The organism is Lysobacter tyrosinilyticus, from assembly GCF_054779815.1.
Map to the genome: position 1 here is coordinate 123,928 of NZ_BAAGXN010000014.1, position 19,430 is coordinate 143,357.

Here is a 19,430-nt window from a genome sequence, read left to right on the forward strand (position 1 = left end):
TCTATCCTCAGGCCGTGGCCATCACGTCGATCGACTGGCCTTCGGCCAGCGTCACGTACGCCTTGCGCCAATCGCCGCGGCGGCCCGAGCGGAACTTGAAGGACTTGTTCTTGCCCTTCACGTTCACGACGTTGACCGCTTCGACCTTGACGGCGAACAGCTTTTCCACGGCGACCTTGATGTCGGCCTTGGTGGCTTCGTTCGCGACTTCGAAGACGTATTGGTTGGAAACTTCCTGCAGACGTGCGGTCTTTTCAGACACGCGCGGTGCGCGGATGATGCTGTAGAGCTTGGCGTCGTTCATGCCAGCCACTCCTCGATCTTCTTGACCGCGTCGGCGGTGACCACGACCGAGTCGGCGCCAACGAGGGCAACCGGATCCAGGCCCTGGACGTCACGCACTTCGACGTACGGCAGGTTGCGCGCCGAGAGGTACAGATTCTCGTTGGCGTCTTCGGTAACGATCAGCGGACGCTTGCCGACTTCCAGGCCCTTGAGCTTGGCGACGAGGCCCGAGGTCTTCGCGGCTTCGACGTCGAACGACTCGACGACCTTGATGCGGCCCTGACGGTTCAGTTCCGACAGGATCGCGGCGATCGCGGCGCGGTACATCTTGCGGTTGACCTTCTGCGCGAAGCTGCGCGGCTTGGCCGCGAAGGTCACGCCGCCGCCGACGAAGATCGGAGCGGTCAGAGCGCCGTGACGTGCACCGCCGCCCTTCTGCTTCTTCGACTTCTTGGTCGTGCCGTTGACTTCGGCACGGGTCTTCTGCGCCTTGGTGCCTGCGCGACCGGCGTTGCGGTAGGCAACGACAACCTGGTGAACCAGGTCTTCGCTGAATTCGCGACCGAAGATCGCGTCGGAGACCGACAGCGTCTTGCTGCTATTGGTAATGGTGAGTTCCATGATCAGACTCCCTTGCTCGACGGACGCACGATCACGTCGCCGCCCGGAGCACCCGGAACCGCGCCCTTGATCGCGATCAGGCCGCGCTCGGCGTCGACCTTGACCACTTCCAGGCCCTGCGTCGTCTGCTGCACGTCACCCATGTGGCCGGACATCTTCTTGCCCGGGAACACGCGACCCGGCGTCTGGCGCTGACCGATGGAGCCCGGCGAGCGATGCGACAGCGAGTTACCGTGGGTGGCGTCACCCATGGTGAAGTTCCAGCGCTTGATGGTGCCCTGGAAGCCCTTGCCCTTCGTGACGCCCTGGACGTCGACGATCTGGCCAGCTTCGAAAATGTCAGCCTTGATTTCGCCACCGACTTCGAAACCACCGATCTGGTCGGCTTCGACGCGCAGTTCCCACAGGCCACGGCCGGCTTCAACCTTGGCCTTGGCCAGATGGCCAGCTTCGGGCTTGCTCAGCAGCGAGGCGCGCTTCACGCCAGCGGTCACCTGCACGGCGCTGTAGCCGTCGGATTCGACCGTCTTGATCTGGGTGATGCGGTTCGGGGTGGCTTCAATCAGGGTCACCGGAACCGACTTGCCGTCGGCGGTGAAGAAACGGCTCATGCCGGCCTTGCGACCGATGATGCCGAGCGAATACTTCTTCGCGCTCATCTTGGTCGTCCTCAGGTCAGCTTGATCTGCACGTCGACGCCCGCCGCGAGCTCGAGCTTCATCAGCGCGTCCACGGTCTTGTCGTTGGGGTCGACGATGTCGAGCACGCGCTTGTGCGTGCGGGTTTCGTACTGGTCACGCGCGTCCTTGTCGACGTGCGGCGAGGTCAGAATGGTGTAACGCTCGATCTTGGTCGGCAGCGGGATCGGGCCCTTGACCTGGGCACCAGTACGCTTGGCCGTCTCGACGATCTCGCTGGCCGAGCGATCGATCAGGCGATGATCGTACGCTTTGAGCCGGATCCGGATCTTTTGGTCCGCCATGGCGGAAACTCCTTCATTAAAGAGCGACAGGCCCGACAACTAGGTGTGCCGGACCCCTGGATTTTGGTGCTCTAACTTCGCCGGGATCGCACCAAACCCCGGAAAACCTTCAAAAACAAAGGCAGACCGGTTGCCCGATCCGCCCAGACTGGATGTGATGAACGCGCAAACGGCCCCGTCATTAGTGCCCCGAACTATCTTTCGGGACGGACGGAGCGCTGCCGCGCGACATTTCCATGTCTGGCGAAAACGAAGCGCTTCCTGCACCTCATTTCGCTGGTTCGCGGTCGTCCGATAGACGGACGGCCGCGAGGGTCTTGCATTCTAGGGGGTATCAGTGGGCCTTTGCAAGCCCACCCACCCAACCCGACGTTGACCGGCCCTGCGGCCGACCCGACGGCGGGAGTTGTTCCGGCCGGTTCAGGCCGGAACAACCCGTACCGCTACTTACTTCAGGATCTTCGCCACCACGCCGGCGCCGACGGTACGACCGCCTTCGCGGATCGCGAAGCGCAGGCCTTCGTCCATCGCCACCGGGTTGATCAGGGTGACCACCATCTTGATGTTGTCGCCCGGCATGACCATTTCCACGCCTTCCGGCAGCTGCACCGCACCGGTGATGTCGGTGGTGCGGAAGTAGAACTGCGGACGGTAGCCCTTGAAGAACGGGGTGTGACGGCCGCCTTCGTCCTTCGACAGCACGTAGACTTCGCCTTCGAACTCGGTGTGCGGGGTGATCGAACCCGGCTTGGCCAGCACCTGGCCGCGCTCCACGTCGTCACGCTTGGTGCCGCGCAGCAGCAGACCGGCGTTGTCGCCCGCCTGACCCTGGTCCAGCAGCTTGCGGAACATTTCCACGCCCGTGACCGTGCTCTTCTGGGTCGGACGGATACCGACGATTTCGATTTCGTCGCCCACCTTGATCACGCCGCGCTCGATACGGCCGGTCACCACGGTGCCGCGGCCCGAGATCGAGAACACGTCTTCCACCGGCATCAGGAACGGCTTGTCGATCGCGCGTTCCGGCTGCGGGATCCAGGTGTCCAGCGCCTCGACCAGCTTGATGATCGACGGCACGCCGATTTCCGACTGGTCGCCTTCCAGCGCCAGACGAGCCGAACCGTGGATGATCGGGGTGTCGTCGCCCGGGAACTCGTACTTCGACAGAAGTTCACGCACTTCCATCTCGACCAGTTCCAGCAGCTCGGCGTCGTCCACCATGTCGGCCTTGTTCAGGTACACGACGATGTACGGCACGCCGACCTGACGCGACAGCAGGATGTGCTCGCGCGTCTGCGGCATCGGGCCGTCAGCGGCCGAGCACACCAGGATCGCGCCGTCCATCTGGGCGGCACCGGTGATCATGTTCTTCACGTAGTCGGCGTGGCCCGGGCAGTCCACGTGCGCGTAGTGACGGTTCGGGCTTTCGTACTCGACGTGTGCGGTCGAGATCGTGATGCCGCGCGCCTTTTCTTCCGGCGCCGCGTCGATCGCGTCGTATGCCTTGAATTCGCCACCGAAACGTTCAGCGCCCACCTTCGTCAGCGCCGCCGTCAGCGTGGTCTTGCCGTGGTCCACGTGGCCGATCGTGCCGACGTTTACGTGGGGCTTGGTGCGCTCGAACTTACCCTTAGCCATGGTATGTCTCTCTTTAGTACTTGGTTGAAACGGGATTTGTGATTCTGGAACGGGAATCCGTTGCCGGATTCTCGTTCCACGTAGGACTGTCCGCTTAGGACTTCTTCATCACCGCGTCGGCGATGTTGGCCGGCGCTTCAGCGTAATGATCGAATTCCATCGTGAAGGTCGCGCGACCCTGCGACATCGAACGCAGCGTGGTCGCGTAGCCGAACATTTCGCCCAGCGGCACCATCGCGTTGATGATCTTGCCCGACGGGCTGTCGTCCTGACCGGACAGCAGACCGCGACGGCGGCTCACGTCGCCCATGACGTCGCCGACATAGTCTTCCGGCGTCACGACTTCGACCTTCATCATCGGCTCGAGCAGGACCGGATCGGCCTTGCGGAAGCCTTCCTTGAACGCCATCGACGCGGCGAGCTTGAACGCCATTTCCGACGAGTCGACGTCGTGGTACGAGCCGAACACCAGCTTGACCTTGACGTTGACGACCGGGAAGCCAGCCAGCGGACCGCTGGTGATGGTTTCGCGCAGGCCCTTCTCGACCGCCGGGATGAATTCCTTCGGAATCACACCGCCGGTGATGTCGTTGACGAACAGGAAATCGTTCTCGACGTCCTTGTGGGCGCGATCGGCTTCGTTCATCGGCGACAGTTCGATCACGACGTGACCGTACTGACCCTTACCACCCGACTGCTTGGCGTGCTTGTAGTCCGACTTGACGTCCGACTTGCGGATCGTTTCGCGGTAGGCCACCTGCGGCTTGCCGACGTTGGCTTCCACGTTGAACTCGCGACGCATGCGGTCGACGATGATGTCCAGGTGCAGCTCGCCCATGCCGGCGATGATGGTCTGGCCCGACTCTTCGTCCGTACGAACGCGGAACGAGGGATCTTCCGCCGCGAGACGCGACAGGGCCATGCCCATCTTTTCCTGGTCCGACTTGGTCTTCGGTTCGACCGCCATCGAGATGACGGGCTCCGGGAAGGTCATGCGCTCAAGGGTGATGATGTGATCCTGCGAGCACAGCGTGTCGCCGGTGGTCACGTCCTTCAGGCCCACGGCCGCGGCGATGTCGCCGGCGCGGACTTCCTTGATTTCGTCGCGCTGGTTGGCGTGCATCTGCAGGATGCGGCCGATGCGTTCCTTCTTCGACTTGACCGGGTTGTAGACCTGGTCGCCCGAGTTCAGTACGCCCGAGTAGACGCGGAAGAACGTCAGGGCGCCGACGAACGGGTCGGTCATGATCTTGAACGCGAGCGCCGAGAACGGCTCGGAATCCGACGCCTTGCGGCTGTCTTCCTTGTCGTCTTCGTTGAGGCCCTGCACCGGCGGACGGTCGGCCGGCGACGGCAGCAGGTTGATCACGCCGTCGAGCATGGCCTGCACGCCCTTGTTCTTGAACGCCGAGCCGCAGAACACCGGCACGATCTCGACCTTCAGCGTGCGCGTACGCAGGCCTTCGATGATCTCAGCTTCGGTCAGCTCTTCGCCACCCAGGTACTTCTCCATCAGCTCTTCGGACGCTTCGGCGGCGGCTTCGACCATGAAGCTGCGCGCTTCCTCGGCCTTGCTCTGCAGCTCGGCCGGGATGTCGCCGTATTCGAACTTGGTGCCCTGCGAGGCGACATCCCAGTGGATGGCCTTCATCTTGAGCAGGTCGACCACGCCCTCGAAGCCGTCTTCGGCGCCGATCGGCACCTGCATCGGCACAGCGTACGCGCCCAGGCGCGACTTCAGCTGTTCGACGACCTTGTCGAAGTTGGCGCCGGTGCGGTCCATCTTGTTGACGAACGCCATGCGCGGCACCGAGTAACGGTTGGCCTGGCGCCACACGGTCTCAGACTGCGGCTGCACGCCACCGACGGCACACAGCACGAACACCGCGCCGTCGAGCACGCGCAGCGAGCGCTCAACTTCGATGGTGAAGTCGACGTGTCCGGGGGTGTCGATGATGTTGAGACGGTGCTCCGGCAGGGACTTGTCCATGCCCTTCCAGAACGCGGTCGTAGCGGCCGACGTAATGGTGATGCCACGCTCCTGCTCCTGCTCCATCCAGTCCATCGTCGCGGCACCTTCGTGCACTTCGCCGATCTTGTGGCTGACGCCGGTGTAGAACAGGATGCGTTCAGACGTGGTGGTCTTGCCGGCATCGATGTGGGCCATGATGCCGAAGTTGCGGTAACGCTCGAGGGGAGTGGTGCGTGCCACGGGACACTCTCTTTAGTTTGCGATCTGGTGCGATCTGCAGATGGCCAGATGCCGCCTCGCGGCGGCTTCCGGTTTGCCGGGCGACGACCACGTCGCCACGGCAGCACGTACTGGTTTCAGGAGCCGCGCCAGGCGCGGCATCCGGATTACCAGCGGTAGTGAGCGAACGCCTTGTTCGCTTCCGCCATGCGGTGGGTTTCTTCGCGCTTCTTGATCGCGCCACCACGGTTTTCGGAAGCATCCAGGAGTTCAGCAGCCAGCTTGCGCGGCATGCTGTTTTCGCCACGCTTGCGAGCCGAGTCGATCAGCCAGCGCATCGCCAGAGCGAGACGGCGGGAAGAGCGCACTTCGACCGGGACCTGATAGGTCGCGCCACCGACACGGCGGGACTTGACCTCGACGGCCGGGGACACGTTGCCCAGGGCCTTTTCGATCAACTCGACGGCATTGGCGTTCTTTTCACTGATCACGTCCATGGCGCCATAGACGATCTTTTCAGCGATCGACTTCTTGCCACTCTGCATGACCATGTTGATGAAGCGCGCGATCGTCTCGCTGCCGTGCTTGGGATCGGGCAGAACCGAACGCTGCGGGGTGGAACCTTTACGCGACATGGTGCGTACCTTTAGCTAAATCTTTTGACGAAGCCGTTGCGGCGCAACGGCGCGAAATCTTTCTAAGCCCGATTAGGACTTCTTCGGACGCTTGGCGCCGTACTTCGAACGGCCCTGGCGACGCTTGGTCACACCGGCGGCGTCGAGCGAGCCACGCACGGTGTGGTAACGCACACCCGGAAGATCCTTCACGCGGCCGCCGCGGATCAGCACCACGGAGTGTTCCTGCAGGTTGTGGCCTTCGCCACCGATGTACGAAATGACTTCGTAACCGTTGGTGAGACGCACCTTGGCCACCTTACGGAGCGCCGAGTTCGGCTTCTTCGGGGTGGTGGTGTAAACGCGGGTGCAAACGCCACGACGCTGCGGGCAATTCGCGAGCGCCGGCGAGGTGCTCTTGTAGGTTTCAGGGTTACGCGGCTTGCGTACCAGCTGATTGATCGTCGCCATCTGTGACTCTTTGATTGAAGGCCGGAGCCTGGGATGAAACTTCTGAAAAACGATCGGCAGCCCGGAATGCTCCGGACCGCCGAGACGAAAACACATAGCCCGCGCCTGGCGTTTGTCGCCAGCGCGGACTATCTGCCCGAAACGCGCACGCGCGCCCGGGAAACTCAGCGATCCCGCCCTACCCTGGGCCCAACACGAGGCGCTTCCTGCGACCTCTTTTGGTGATCTGGACGTCCCGGCCCAAAGGCGCGGTCGTCGGAAAGCGCGCAAGTATAGCGTGCTTTTTTCTCGATTTGTAGCAGGGCACCCCACGGTGCCCTGCCTCCCTTCGTCAACCCATGGGGCGAAGTCGGGGACCCCCGCCTGAACGGTGGGGGCGCGATACCGCTTACTCTTCGGTCGAAGCCTCGGCTTCGGCACCTTGCACCGCGGCCGGAGCCTCGATGGACGGACCACCCGCCAGGGTCTCCAGCTCGGAGTCGGTCAGACCGGAGGCCGAGCGGCGGCGCTGGGTGTGGTAGGCCAGACCAGTACCGGCCGGGATCAGGCGACCGACGATCACGTTCTCCTTCAGGCCGCGCAGGCCGTCACGGGTACCGCGGACCGCTGCCTCGGTGAGTACGCGGGTGGTCTCCTGGAACGAAGCCGCCGAGATGAACGACTCGGTCGCCAGCGAGGCCTTGGTGATACCCAGCAGGACCGGATCGGCCTTGGTCAGGATCTCGCCCTTGGACAGCAGACGCGCATTTTCCTCGACGAAGCGCTGGCGCTCGACCTGCTCGCCATTGAGGAACTTGCTGTCGCCGGCGTCGGTGATCTCGACCTTGCGCAGCATCTGGCGAACGATCACCTCGATGTGCTTGTCGTTGATCTTCACGCCCTGCAGGCGGTAGACGTCCTGGATTTCCTTGGTCAGGTACACGGCCAGCGGCTCGACACCCAGCAGACGCAGGATGTCCTGCGGGCTCGGTTCGCCGTCCACTACGGTCTCGCCCTTCTCCACGTGCTCACCTTCGAACACGATGATCTGGCGGTACTTCGGGATCAGCTCTTCGTGCTCGTCACCGTCGACCGGCTTGATGATCAGGCGCTGCTTGCCCTTGGTGTCCTTGCCGAACGAAACGACGCCCGAGATCTCGGCGAGGATCGCCGGGTCCTTCGGCTTGCGCGCTTCGAACAGGTCGGCCACGCGCGGCAGACCACCGGTGATGTCGCGGGTCTTCGACGCTTCCTGCGGGATCTTGGCGACCACGTCACCCACGCCGACCGCTGCGCCGTCCTGCAGGTTCACGATCGAGCGCGGCGGCAGCAGGTACTGCGCCGGCAGGTCGGTACCCGGGATCTGCAGGTCCTTGCCGTTCTTGTCGACGATGCGGACGATCGGACGCAGGTCCTTACCCTGCGAGCCGCGGCGCTTCGGATCGGTGATTTCGCGCGAAGCCAGGCCGGTCAGTTCGTCGGTCTTCTCGATGACGGTGACGCCGTCGACGAAGTCGATGAAACGGATGAAGCCGGCCACTTCCGACACGATCGGATGGTTATGCGGATCCCAGTTGGCGACCTGCTGGCCGGCCTTGATTTCCGCGCCGTCCTTGACCGCGATGGTCGCGCCGTACGGCAACTTATAGCGCTCGCGCTCGCGGCCGTGGCTGTCGAGGACCGACAGTTCGCCCGAACGCGACACGGCCACGCGGTGACCCTGGCTGTGTTCGACGAACTTGAGGTTGTTGTACTTGACCGAACCCGTGGTCTTGACCGTCACGTTGTCGATGGCGGCCGCACGCGACGCCGCACCACCGATATGGAACGTACGCATGGTCAGCTGGGTACCCGGCTCACCGATCGACTGCGCGGCGACGACGCCGACCGCTTCGCCGTGGTTGACCAGATGGCCGCGGCCGAGGTCGCGGCCGTAGCAGTGCGAGCACACGCCGAACGAGCTCTGGCAGGTGATGGTCGAACGCACCTTGATCGCCTGTACGCCGGCGTCTTCGAGGTTCTGCACCCAGGCTTCGTCGAGCAGGGTGTTGCGGGTGACGATCGGATCCTCGTCGTTGCCCGGCAGGAACACGTCTTCGGCCACGACGCGGCCCAGCACGCGGTCGCGCAGCGGCTCGACTACGTCGCCGCCTTCCACGATCGGGGTCATCATCAGGCCGTCGAGCGTGCCGCAATCGGTCTCGGTGATCACCACGTCCTGTGCCACGTCGACGAGACGACGGGTCAGGTAACCGGAGTTCGCGGTCTTCAGTGCCGTATCGGCAAGACCCTTACGAGCACCGTGGGTCGAGATGAAGTACTGCAGAACGTTCAGGCCTTCGCGGAAGTTCGCGGTGATCGGCGTCTCGATGATCGAGCCGTCCGGCTTGGCCATCAGGCCGCGCATGCCGGCGAGCTGACGGATCTGGGCCTGCGAACCACGCGCGCCCGAGTCGGCCATGATGTAGATCGAGTTCATCGACTTCTGCGGGACCGTCTCGCCCTTGGCGTTGGTCACCGAGTCGGTACCGATCGTGTCCATCATCGCCTTGGCGACGCGCTCATTGGTACGCGACCAGATGTCGACGACCTTGTTGTAACGCTCGCCGGCGGTGACCAGACCCGACTGGTACTGCTGCTGGATGTCGAGCACTTCCTGCTCGGCTTCGTCCAGGATGCCCTTCTTCTCGGCCGGGATCTTCATGTCGTCGATACCGATCGACACGCCCGCACGGGTCGCGTAGCTGAAGCCCGTGTACATCAGCTGGTCAGCGAACACCACGGTGTCCTTCAGGCCGAGCATGCGGTAGCACGAGTTGATCAGGCGCGAGATGTTCTTCTTGGTCAACTCGACATTCGCCAGCGCGAACGGCAGGCCTTCCGGCAAGATTTCACGCAGCAGTGCACGGCCGACGGTGGTGTCGACGATCGAGGTCTTCTGCGAACGCGAGCCGTCTTCGGCGACCACCGTTTCGGTGATGCGCACCTTGCACTTGGCGTGCAGTTGCACGGCGCGGTTGTCGTAGGCGCGCTTGACTTCGGCGACGTTAGCGAACGCCATGCCCTCGCCCGCCTTGTTCTCCAGGGCGCGGGTCATGTAGTACAGGCCGAGCACGACGTCCTGCGACGGTACGATGATCGGCTCGCCGTTCGCCGGCGACAGGATGTTGTTCGACGCCATCATCAGCGCACGCGCTTCCAGCTGGGCTTCCAGCGAGAGCGGCACGTGCACGGCCATCTGGTCACCGTCGAAGTCGGCGTTGAAGGCCGTACACACGAGCGGATGCAGCTGGATCGCCTTGCCTTCGATCAGCACTGGCTCGAACGCCTGGATGCCGAGACGGTGCAGGGTCGGGGCGCGGTTCAGCAGCACCGGATGTTCGCGGATCACCTCTTCGAGGATGTCCCACACCATCGGCTCTTCGCGCTCGACCAGCTTCTTGGCGGCCTTGATCGTGGTCGCGAGACCGCGGCGCTGCAGCTTGGCGAAGATGAAGGGCTTGAACAGCTCGAGCGCCATCTTCTTCGGCAGGCCGCACTGGTGCAGCTTCAGGTACGGGCCGACCACGATGACCGAACGGCCCGAGTAGTCGACGCGCTTGCCGAGCAGGTTCTGACGGAAGCGACCCTGCTTGCCCTTGATCATGTCGGCCAGCGACTTGAGCGGGCGCTTGTTGGTGCCGGTGATGGCGCGGCCACGACGGCCGTTGTCCATCAGGGCGTCGACCGATTCCTGCAGCATGCGCTTTTCATTACGCACGATGATGTCGGGCGCATTGAGTTCGAGCAGGCGGCGCAGGCGGTTGTTACGGTTGATGACGCGGCGGTAGAGATCGTTCAGATCCGACGTCGCAAAGCGGCCACCGTCCAGCGGCACCAGCGGACGCAGGTCCGGCGGCAGCACCGGCAGCACGGTCATGACCATCCACTCCGGACGATTGCCGGATTCGAGGAAGGCTTCGACCAGCTTGATGCGCTTGGTCAGACGCTTGAGCTTGGTTTCCGAACCGGTGGAAGCGATGTCTTCCTTCAGCTGGATCATTTCCGACTGCAGGTCGATCGTGCGCAGCAGGTCGTAAACGGCTTCGGCGCCCATCGCAGCTTCGAAGTCGTCGCCGTGTTCCTGACGCGCCTGCAGGTACTGCTCTTCGTTGAGCAGCATGCCGCGTTCCATCGGGGTCAGGCCCGGCTCCGTCACCACATAGGCTTCGAAGTACAGGATGCGCTCGATGTCGCGCAGGGTCATGTCGAGCATCAGGCCGATGCGCGACGGCAGCGACTTCAGGAACCAGATGTGCGCAACCGGCGAAGCCAGGTCGATGTGGCCCATGCGCTCACGGCGCACCTTGGCCAGCGTCACTTCGGTACCGCACTTTTCGCAGACCACGCCGCGGTGCTTCATGCGCTTGTACTTGCCGCACAGGCACTCGTAGTCCTTGATCGGACCGAAGATCGCGGCGCAGAACAGGCCGTCGCGTTCCGGCTTGAAGGTACGGTAGTTGATTGTTTCCGGCTTCTTCACTTCGCCGTAGGACCACGAGCGGATCAGGTCCGGCGAAGCCAGCGCAATCTTGATCGCATCGAAGTCGATCGCGGGGCGCTGCTGATTGAAGAGATTAAGCAGGTCTTTCATTTGTTTTCTCCGGAAGGAGTAATTCGTCGAGGGCTGTGGATCGCTGAATCAATGGGACGGGAAGCGCGCGGTGCGCTGCGCTTCCCGCCTGTGGCTCAGTTCTCTTCCAGCTCCATGTTGATCGCGAGCGAGCGGATTTCCTTCACCAGCACGTTGAAGGACTCCGGCATGCCGGCAACCATCTCGTACTCGCCGTCGACGATGTTCTTGTACATCTGGTTGCGGCCCTGCACGTCGTCGGACTTCACCGTCAGCATTTCCTGCAGGGTGTAGGCCGCGCCGTAGGCTTCCAGCGCCCAGACTTCCATTTCGCCGAAACGCTGGCCGCCGAACTGCGCCTTGCCGCCCAGCGGCTGCTGGGTGACGAGCGAGTACGGACCGGTCGAGCGCGCGTGCATCTTGTCGTCGACCAGGTGGTTCAGCTTCAGCATGTGCATGTAGCCGACCGTGGTCTGGCGATCGAACGGTTCGCCCGTGCGGCCATCGAACAGCTGGGTCTGGCCGCTCAACGGCAGCTCGGCGAGTTCAAGCATCTTCTTGATCTCGGCCTCGGCCGCGCCGTCGAACACCGGGGTGGCCATCGGCACGCCGTCGGTGAGGTTCTTCGCCAGCGTGAGCAGTTCCTGATCGCTGAACTGGCTCAAGTCGACGCGCTCTTCGCCGGTCACCTTGGTGTCGTGGTTGTAGATCTCATCCAGGAACTTGCGCAGGTCAGCGATCTTCTGCTGCGACTCGAGCATGCGCTGGATCTTCTTGCCCAGCCCCTTCGCGGCCCAGCCCAGATGCACTTCCAGCACCTGGCCGATGTTCATACGCGACGGCACGCCCAGCGGGTTCAGCACGATGTCGACGGTGCTGCCATCGGCCATGTACGGCATGTCTTCGACCGGAACGATCGTCGACACCACGCCCTTGTTGCCGTGACGGCCGGCCATCTTGTCGCCCGGCTGGATGCGGCGCTTCACGGCCAGGAACACCTTGACCATCTTCAGCACGCCCGGCGCGAGGTCGTCGCCCTGGGTGATCTTGCCGCGCTTGTCCTGGAACCGCTTCTCGAACTCCTTCTCGTGCGCTTCGATCTGCTTCTGCGCGCGCTCGATGGCTTCGACGGCGTCGTCGTCCTTCATGCGCAGGGTGAACCAATCCTTCTTGGACAGGCCATCCAGCACCAGCGAGGTAACGGTGTCGCCCTTCTTCAGACCGGCGCCGCCGTTGGCGGTCTTGCCGATCAGCTGCGAACGCAGGCGGTCATAGATAGCCGCTTCGAGGATGCGGAACTGGTCGTCGAAATCCTTCTTGACGTGCTTGATTTCGGACTCTTCGATCTGACGCGCACGCTTGTCCTTCTCGATGCCGTCGCGGGTGAAGACCTGCACGTCGATGACGACGCCGTCCATGCCCGGGGGCACGCGCAGCGAGCTGTCCTTCACGTCGGACGCCTTCTCGCCGAAGATCGCGCGCAGCAGCTTCTCTTCCGGAGTCAGCTGGCTTTCGCCCTTCGGCGTGACCTTGCCGACCAGGATGTCGCCTGCGCGGACTTCCGCACCGATGTACACCACGCCCGACTCATCGAGGCGGTTCAGCGCCTGCTCGGAGACGTTCGGGATGTCGGCGGAGATTTCTTCCGGCCCGAGCTTGGTGTCGCGCGCCTGGACGGTCAGTTCTTCGATGTGGATCGTGGTGTAACGATCCTCTTCGACCACGCGCTCGGAGAGCAGGATCGAGTCTTCGAAGTTGTAGCCGTTCCACGGCATGAACGCGATCAGCATGTTCTGACCCAGCGCGAGCTCGCCGATGTCGGTCGAAGGACCGTCGGCCAGCACGTCGCCGCGCGCAACCACGTTGCCCACCTTCACCAGCGGAGACTGGTTGATACAGGTGTTCTGGTTGGAACGCGTGTACTTGATCAGGTTGTAGATGTCGACGCCGGCGTCGTGCTCGTCCGTGATCTCGCTCTCGTTGACCTTGACCACGATGCGGGCCGCGTCGATCTGCTCGATCACGCCGCCACGAAGAGCATTCACGGTCACGCCCGAGTCGCGCGCCACGGCGCGCTCGATGCCCGTGCCGACCAGCGGCTTCTGCGCCTTCAGCGTCGGAACGGCCTGGCGCTGCATGTTCGCGCCCATCAGTGCGCGGTTCGCGTCGTCGTGCTCGAGGAACGGCACGAGCGCGGCCGCGACCGACACGGTCTGCATCGGCGAGACGTCCATGAAGTGGATCTCGCTCGGCGGCTTCAGCAGCGACTCACCCGCGAAGCGGCAGTCGACGAACTGGGCGGTGATCTGGCCCTTCTCGTCGCGCGGCGCGTTGGCCTGCGCGATCACGTACTCGTTTTCCTCGATCGCCGACAGGTACTCGACGTCGTCGGTGACGCGACCGTCCACGACCTTGCGGTACGGCGTCTCGAGGAAGCCGTAGCGGTTGGTGCGCGCGAACACGGCCAGCGAGTTGATCAGGCCGATGTTCGGGCCTTCCGGAGTTTCGATGGTGCAGACGCGGCCGTAGTGGGTCGGATGCACGTCGCGCACTTCGAAGCCGGCGCGCTCGCGGGTCAGACCGCCCGGACCCAGCGCGGAGACGCGACGCTTGTGCGTCACTTCCGACAGCGGGTTGTTCTGGTCCATGAACTGCGACAGCTGCGAGGAACCGAAGAATTCCTTGATCGCGGCGGCCACCGGCTTGGCGTTGATCAGTTCCTGCGGGGTCAGGCCTTCGGACTCGGCCATCGACAGGCGTTCCTTGACGGCGCGCTCGACGCGGACCAGGCCGACGCGGAACACGTTCTCGGCCATTTCGCCGACCGAACGCACGCGGCGGTTGCCCAGGTGGTCGATGTCGTCGACCACGCCGCGACCGTTGCGGATCTCGGTCAGGACGCGGATCGCGTCGAGGATGTCGGACATGCCGCCGCACGCTTCGCGCAGGCGGACCGACTCTTCGTCCTTGCGCTCGGCGAAGTACTTCGCGTCGTACAGCACCGAGGCGCCGGTGACTTCCTTGCGGCCGAGGCGACGGTTGAACTTCATCCGGCCCACGCCCGACAGGTCGTAGCGCTCGAAGGTGAAGAACAGGTTGTGGAACAGATTCTGCGCGGCGTCCTTGGTCGGCGGTTCGCCCGGACGCATCATGCGGTAGATCTCGACCAGCGCTTCGAGCTGCGTCTTGGTCGAATCGATGCGCAGCGTGTGCGACAGGTACGCACCGCGGTCGAGGTCGTTGACCCACAGCGTGCCGACGGCGGCAACGCCGCCCTTGCGGAACTTGGCCAGATGGTCGTCGTTGATCTCGTCGTTGGCCAGCGCCAGCAGTTCGCCGGTGTTCGGGTCGACGACGTCGTGCGAGAGGATGCGACCGATCAGGTAGCTATCCGGCACCGACAGCGCGGCGATACCCGAGGCTTCGAGCTGCTTGACGTGGCGCGCGGTGATGCGGCGGCCCGCTTCGACGATGACCTTGTCGCCATCGGCGAGGTCGAAGTCGAGGGTTTCGCCACGCAAGCGTTCCGGCACCAGTTCGAGCTGGACGCCTTCCTTCGGATCGATGTGGAAGGTGTTGATTTCGAAGAACTGCGCGAGCATTTCTTCGTTGTTGTAACCGAGCGCGCGCAGCAGCACGGTCACCGGCAGCTTGCGGCGACGGTCGATACGGGTGAACAGCGCGTCCTTCGGGTCGAACTCGAAGTCCAGCCACGAGCCGCGGTAAGGAATGATGCGGGCGCTGTACAGCAGCTTGCCCGAGCTGTGCGTCTTGCCACGGTCGTGGTCGAAGAACACGCCCGGCGAACGGTGCAGCTGCGAGACGATGACGCGCTCGGTACCGTTGACGATGAAGGTGCCGTTGCCGGTCATGAGCGGAATTTCGCCCATGTAGACCTCTTGCTCCTTCACGTACTTGATGGCCTTGGTCGACGACTCACGGTCGTAGATCACCAGGCGCACGGTCACGCGCAGCGGGGCGCCATAGGACAGGCCGCGGTTACGGCACTCGCGCTCGTCGAACGGCGGGTCGCCCAGCTTGTAGCCGACGTATTCCAGCGCGGCGTTGCCGCTGTAGCTGACGATCGGGAACACCGACTTCAGCGCTGCATGCAGACCCTTGTCGTCGCGCTTGGCGGGGTCGGCGTTTTCCTGCAGGAATTCGCGATAGGAATCGACCTGGATCGCGAGCAGGAAGGGAACTTCGAGAATCGACCGGCGCTTGCCGAAATTCTTGCGGATGCGCTTCTTTTCGGTGAACGAATAGTTCGTTTTGGAAGCTGTCGTCATGGGGAGCTGCCGCCTCTGTTTTGGAGCCGGGAGTTGGGAACCGGGATTCGGGAATCGTTTTTTGTCACCCCGATCACAGCGAGAGAGCTGCTGTTTTGGGACAACAGCCAAAGCAGTTCCCGCGCTGTGCTCGGGATGACGGCGTTTGGCTTTTGACGAATCTCTAATCTCGAATCACAAATCCCTAGGGAGAGATTTGAACTGTCAGTTGGAAGCCGCGGGTATTGCCGGCACCCGCACGCCCTCTACAGCTGCTTCCAACTACCAACTCAGGTTGGATTTCCTGCTTCGCTGCATTGCCTGGATCCGGACGGAGCGAAGCGACTTCCGGACTGCCTGAATCTGAAACCCCGGATTACGGCGCCGCGCGCCGCCATCCGGACAACAACACTTCAACAACGGCCAAAGGCCGGGACCTTACGGCCCCAGCCTTCAGTGGTCGCCGATGAAATCCGGCGACACGGATACTGCTTACTTGACCTCGACGGTCGCGCCAGCAGCTTCCAGTTCCTTCTTGAACTTGGCAGCGTCGTCCTTCGACACGGCATCCTTCAGGACGCCACCGGCCTCGGTGAGGTCCTTGGCTTCCTTCAGGCCCAGGCCGGTGATGGCGCGGACGGCCTTGATCACGTCGACCTTCTTTTCGCCGGCGCTCTTCAGCACGACGGTGAATTCGGTCTGCTCTTCGACCGGAGCAGCGGCAGCGGCCGGACCGGCCATCATGACCGGGGCAGCGGCGGTGACGCCGAACTTCTCTTCGATGGCCTTGACCAGGTCCATCACTTCCATCAGCGACTTGGCGGCGATGGCGTCAACGATCTGTTCGTTGGAAAGGGACATTTTTAATTACCTCTGGAAATTTGTGATCTTGCGAATCGGTTAGAAAGTCGCGTCAGCGAACTCAGGCTTCCGCGGCAGCTTCTGCCGGGGCGGCTTCGCCACCGCCCTGCTTGTCGGCCACGGCCTTGACGGCGCGGGCAAACATGCTTGCGGGTTCGGCGAGGACGCGGGCCAGCATGGCCAGGGCCTGTTCGCGGGTCGGCAGCGAGGCCAGGACTTCGACGTGCGCGGCGGGCAGGAGCTTGCCTTCCACCGACACGACCTTGGCCTTGAGCTTGTCGTTACCCTTCGACGCTTCCTTGATCAGACGACCGGCAGCGCCGGGTTCTTCCAGCGAGAACGCATACAGCAGCGGACCGGTGAGGGCGTCCTTGACGACCTCGAACTCGGTACCGGCGACGGCACGCGCGGCCAGCGTGTTCTTGACAACCTTCAAGAACACACCGGTTTCGCGGGCCTTCTTGCGCATCGCGGTCATCTGACTGACCGTGGTGCCCGCGTACTCGGCTGCGACCAAGGAGTGCGCCTTGGCGGCGATTTCAGCCACCTCTGCGACTACATCTTGCTTCTGAGACAGATTGAGAGCCATTGCACTCCTCCAATTGAACTCCGCTCACGGCTCCTGCCGCTTGCGGTCCTGGGCGGCGCCTTCCCTGACGCCGGGGATGCTTGCGCATCCCGGTGGTGGCCCTTCCGGAATTTCCAGAGGGGGCTGCACCATCTACGCAGGCTTTCCAAAGCTGGATTAAGCGATCCCGCTGGTGGCGACGGCGATTCCTTGCCAGTACGAGCTCCCTGCCCGTCGTCGTCACGCGCTGACCGCGCCTGCGGTCTTTGACGGCTCGCTTCGGAACGGAGTCCTCGGCGGCGCCCTCAAAAACGTTGCGGATGGCGCAAGCGCCATCCGCCTGAAACGAATTACTTCAGTGCCAGCGAAGCCTGGTCCACGGTCACGCCGGGGCCCATGGTCGAGCTGATCGCGATCTTCTGCAGGTACTGACCCTTCGAGGTCGCCGGCTTGGCCTTGATCAGGTCATGCAGCAGCGCTTCGAGGTTGCCCTTCAGGTCGGCGTCGGCGAACGAAGCCTTGCCGATGGTGCAGTGGATGATGCCGGCCTTGTCGGTGCGGTAGCGGACCTGGCCACCCTTCGCGTTCTTCACGGCTTCGGCCGCGTTCGGCGAGACGGTGCCGACCTTCGGGTTCGGCATCAGGCCGCGCGGGCCCAGGACCTGACCCAGCTTACCGACGACGCGCATGGCGTCCGGAGTCGCGATGACCACGTCGTAGTTCAGGTCGCCGGCCATCATCTTCTCGGCCAGATCGTCCATACCGACGATGTCGGCGCCAGCGGCCAGGGCTTCGTCAGCCTTGGCACCGGCCGGGGCGAACACGGCCACGCGCACGGTCTTGCCGGTACCGGCCGGCAGCACGGTCGAACCGCGGACCTGCTGGTCGGACTTCTTCGCGTCCACGCCCAGGCGCACGGCGACGTCGACGGACTCGACGAACTTGGCCTTGGTGGCGTTCTTGATGATCTTGACGGCTTCGTCAAAGCCATAGGCCTTGCCCGGAACCACGGCGGCCAGGATGGCCTTCTGTCGCTTGTTCATTGCCATGTGATTAGCCCTCCACCACCAGACCCATGGAACGGGCCGAACCCGCAATCGTCTTCACCGCAGCGTCCAGATCGGCCGCAGTCAGATCGGCTTCCTTCGCCTTGGCGATGTCTTCGAGCTGCTTGCGGGTGACCTTGCCCACCTTCTCGGTGTTCGGGCGCTTCGAGCCGGACTGGATGCCAGCGGCCTTCTTCAGCAGCACCGAAGCCGGAGTCGACTTGGTGACGAAGGTGAACGTACGGTCGGAGTACGCGGTGATGATGACCGGGGTCGGCAGACCCGGCTCGAGCTTGGAGGTCGCGGCGTTGAACGCTTTGCAGAACTCCATGATGTTCAGGCCGCGCTGACCGAGGGCGGGACCCACCGGCGGCGACGGGTTGGCCTGACCGGCCTTAACCTGAAGCTTGATGTAGCCAACTACTTTCTTAGCCATTTTTTCTCTCCGGGTGCTAGCGCCTGACGTTCAGGCTCCCCATCGGACCGGGAAAATCGCGTGTCCCGGCTTCACGTTTTGCGGGTTTTCCAGACGCCGACAGCCGCCTGGAGAGGCGGCTGCGGTTCCGGATGGCTCGCGCCTGGGGCAGCGAGCCGGCGAGTATAGCAGGTTTTTGGGGCCTTGCCGGGACCGAAAAATCAGCCCCATTGCCCGGCATAGCCAGCCGTGGCGACGGCGCGACCGAAGTCGCAACTGTCGACCTACCGCGGCGCCTACTTGGCCTTTTCGACCTGACCGAACTCCAGCTCGACCGGGGTCGAACGGCCGAAGATCAGCACGGCCACGCGCAGGCGGCTCTTTTCGTAGTTGATTTCTTCGACCACGCCATTGAAGTCGACGAACGGGCCATCGGTGACGCGGACCATTTCGCCCGGTTCGAACAGGACTTTCGGCTTGGGCTTTTCAACGCCTTCCTGAACGCGCTGCAGGATGGCTTCGGCCTCGGAATCCTTGATCGGCAACGGACGATCGGCGGTGCCACCGATGAAGCCCATCACCTTCGGGGTCTCCTTGATCAGGTGCCAGCTTTCGTTGTCGATGCGCGGAATGCCGGCTTCGTCATGCGTGGCGATCTGGACCAGGACGTAGCCCGGGAAAAACTTGCGCTCGGAACGGCGCTTCTGGCCGGAGCGCATTTCCACGACCTCTTCAGTCGGGACCAGGACGTCGCCGAAGCGGTCCTGCATGCCGTCGCGGACGATGCGGTCACGCAGCGCCTGCGCCACGGACTTCTCGAAGCCGGAATAGGCGTGAACGACGTACCAGCGCTTGTTGTTGCCTTCGGACACCACTTCT

Annotated in this window: 15 protein-coding genes; all 15 read right to left on the minus strand. The window is 63.4% G+C overall.

Going from position 1 to position 19,430, the window contains the following annotated elements; translation table 11 throughout:
- Positions 1-7: 7 nt before the first annotated feature.
- Positions 8-304, minus strand: coding sequence for a 50S ribosomal protein L23 (rplW, locus tag ACYVGK_RS16980; protein ID WP_460735875.1), 297 nt, complete (start codon positions 302-304; stop codon positions 8-10).
- Positions 301-906 carry a 50S ribosomal protein L4 gene (gene rplD, locus ACYVGK_RS16985; protein WP_460735877.1) on the minus strand — a complete coding sequence of 202 codons (606 nt, stop codon included), beginning with the start codon at positions 904-906 and terminating at the stop codon, positions 301-303. The genes rplW and rplD overlap by 4 nt, the downstream gene beginning before the upstream one ends.
- A 2-nt stretch (positions 907-908) precedes the next feature.
- Entirely contained in the window at positions 909-1,565 is a 657-nt protein-coding gene (gene rplC / locus ACYVGK_RS16990; protein ID WP_460735879.1) for a 50S ribosomal protein L3, read from the minus strand.
- An 11-nt stretch (positions 1,566-1,576) separates the two neighbouring features.
- A complete protein-coding gene (rpsJ, locus tag ACYVGK_RS16995; RefSeq protein ID WP_460735881.1) occupies positions 1,577-1,888 on the minus strand; it encodes a 30S ribosomal protein S10 in 312 nt (103 codons plus the stop codon).
- Between the two features lie 447 nt (positions 1,889-2,335).
- Positions 2,336-3,526 (minus strand): elongation factor Tu, encoded by a 1,191-nt coding sequence (tuf, locus tag ACYVGK_RS17000; RefSeq protein WP_460735883.1) that lies wholly within the window; start codon positions 3,524-3,526, stop codon positions 2,336-2,338.
- Positions 3,527-3,620: 94 nt separating this feature from the next.
- The gene (gene fusA, locus ACYVGK_RS17005; protein ID WP_460735885.1) at positions 3,621-5,738 is read right to left on the minus strand and encodes an elongation factor G; all 2,118 of its coding nucleotides are present in this window, start codon (positions 5,736-5,738) and stop codon (positions 3,621-3,623) included.
- 146 nt (positions 5,739-5,884) lie between these two features.
- Positions 5,885-6,352 (minus strand): 30S ribosomal protein S7, encoded by a 468-nt coding sequence (rpsG, locus tag ACYVGK_RS17010; protein WP_460735887.1) that lies wholly within the window; start codon positions 6,350-6,352, stop codon positions 5,885-5,887.
- A gap of 72 nt (positions 6,353-6,424) precedes the next feature.
- The gene (gene rpsL, locus ACYVGK_RS17015; RefSeq protein WP_460735889.1) at positions 6,425-6,802 is read right to left on the minus strand and encodes a 30S ribosomal protein S12; all 378 of its coding nucleotides are present in this window, start codon (positions 6,800-6,802) and stop codon (positions 6,425-6,427) included.
- Between the two features lie 388 nt (positions 6,803-7,190).
- On the minus strand, positions 7,191-11,414 hold the full coding sequence (gene rpoC, locus ACYVGK_RS17020) for a DNA-directed RNA polymerase subunit beta' (RefSeq protein ID WP_460735891.1): 4,224 nt from the start codon (positions 11,412-11,414) through the stop codon (positions 7,191-7,193).
- A 95-nt stretch (positions 11,415-11,509) separates the two neighbouring features.
- Complete coding sequence (rpoB, locus tag ACYVGK_RS17025) at positions 11,510-15,682, minus strand: DNA-directed RNA polymerase subunit beta (RefSeq protein ID WP_460735893.1); 4,173 nt, start codon at positions 15,680-15,682, stop codon at positions 11,510-11,512.
- A gap of 471 nt (positions 15,683-16,153) precedes the next feature.
- Complete coding sequence (rplL, locus tag ACYVGK_RS17030) at positions 16,154-16,522, minus strand: 50S ribosomal protein L7/L12 (protein WP_460735894.1); 369 nt, start codon at positions 16,520-16,522, stop codon at positions 16,154-16,156.
- 61 nt (positions 16,523-16,583) lie between these two features.
- Positions 16,584-17,111: a 50S ribosomal protein L10 gene (gene rplJ, locus ACYVGK_RS17035; RefSeq protein ID WP_460735896.1), complete on the minus strand. Its 528-nt coding sequence runs from the start codon at positions 17,109-17,111 to the stop codon at positions 16,584-16,586.
- A 329-nt stretch (positions 17,112-17,440) separates the two neighbouring features.
- On the minus strand, positions 17,441-18,139 hold the full coding sequence (gene rplA, locus ACYVGK_RS17040; protein ID WP_460735898.1) for a 50S ribosomal protein L1: 699 nt from the start codon (positions 18,137-18,139) through the stop codon (positions 17,441-17,443).
- Positions 18,140-18,143: 4 nt separating this feature from the next.
- Positions 18,144-18,572, minus strand: coding sequence for a 50S ribosomal protein L11 (gene rplK / locus ACYVGK_RS17045; protein ID WP_310056322.1), 429 nt, complete (start codon positions 18,570-18,572; stop codon positions 18,144-18,146).
- A 275-nt stretch (positions 18,573-18,847) separates the two neighbouring features.
- Positions 18,848-19,423: a transcription termination/antitermination protein NusG gene (gene nusG, locus ACYVGK_RS17050; RefSeq protein WP_460735900.1), complete on the minus strand. Its 576-nt coding sequence runs from the start codon at positions 19,421-19,423 to the stop codon at positions 18,848-18,850.
- Between the last annotated feature and the right edge of the window lie 7 nt (positions 19,424-19,430).